Raw genomic sequence first — 1,121 nt, forward strand, 5'->3', positions numbered from 1 at the left:
GCATTAGAAATGTAAAAATATATAAAAAGGAGTCAGAAAATTGAATAAAGAGGCTGGAGTTTTAGATGGAATTCCTCATCAAGGCTTGGAGAAGCACCGTTTTACTAAGGATATCACTTTAAGGATTTTTGAACTTCAACAAAAGAATAACTGGTATAACTTTTTTGCGATTGGTCTTGACTGGTTAATTATTTCTTCAGTCATTACCCTCCACCAATACATCACTAATATTTGGGTGTATTTGTTGGCAATTCTTATCATAGGCAGCAGAATGCGAGGGCTCGATATAATGATGCACGAAGCGAGTCATCGAATGCTTTTTAAAAATCAAAAACTAAATAAATGGGTGGCTAGTATTTTTGCTGCTTACCCTATATTCATTTCTTATAAGGCTTATTGCAGCAGTCATATGAATCATCACAGGTTTTTATGGAGTGAAATAGATCCTGACAAACAAAGATACAAAATTGTAGGCTTAGATAATCCTTCAAAGAATAAAATTTCTTTTTTTATAAGTCACTGTGTTAAGCCGGTTTTTTTGGTTCACGTTCCTAATTATTTAATAGGCATGATAAAGGTTACAGCATATTCAAAAGGTGAACCGCTTATAGATCAAATTGTTAGAATTTCGTTTTGGTGTGTAATTCTAGCGAGTTCTATTTACTTTGGTTTTTGGCAAGAGTTAATTTTATACTGGTTTGTCCCTTTTATAACTACTTTTCAAATTTTGAAATATTGGGCTGAAATGGCTGAGCATGCAGGGCTTGAATCTGATAAAGAAATCTTTGCATCCAGAAACTCCTTTGGAAATTGGCTCGAACGTTTATTACTACATCCTCATAGAAATTCATACCACTTAGTTCATCATTTGTTTCCCGCTGTTCCACACTACAATATTAAGAAGGCTCACATGATATTACTGGAAGATCCCGATTACCGTAACGCTCATCACTGTACAGGATTCTTTTTATCATTTGCACCTGGTTTCTCCTCTGTTATAGATGATATTCAAGGGCACATACCTTTTTGGAATAAATTAAAAGATAAACAATAGAATGCTAGATTACATTTAATCTAACGAACATGGTGTAATTAAACACTAAAACGAAGGGGTTATAAAT

The 1,121-nt window shown here is 33.6% G+C and carries 1 protein-coding gene; it reads left to right on the forward strand.

What is annotated here, in order from left to right; genetic code table 11:
- The first annotated feature begins 40 nt into the window (after positions 1-40).
- Positions 41-1,054, forward strand: coding sequence for a fatty acid desaturase family protein (locus tag NSQ49_RS23210; protein WP_236566207.1), 1,014 nt, complete (start codon positions 41-43; stop codon positions 1,052-1,054).
- Positions 1,055-1,121: the final 67 nt, after the last annotated feature.

The organism is Cytobacillus sp. FSL R5-0377 (genome assembly GCF_038004385.1).
Classification (GTDB): Bacteria; Bacillota; Bacilli; order Bacillales; family Cytobacillaceae; genus Cytobacillus.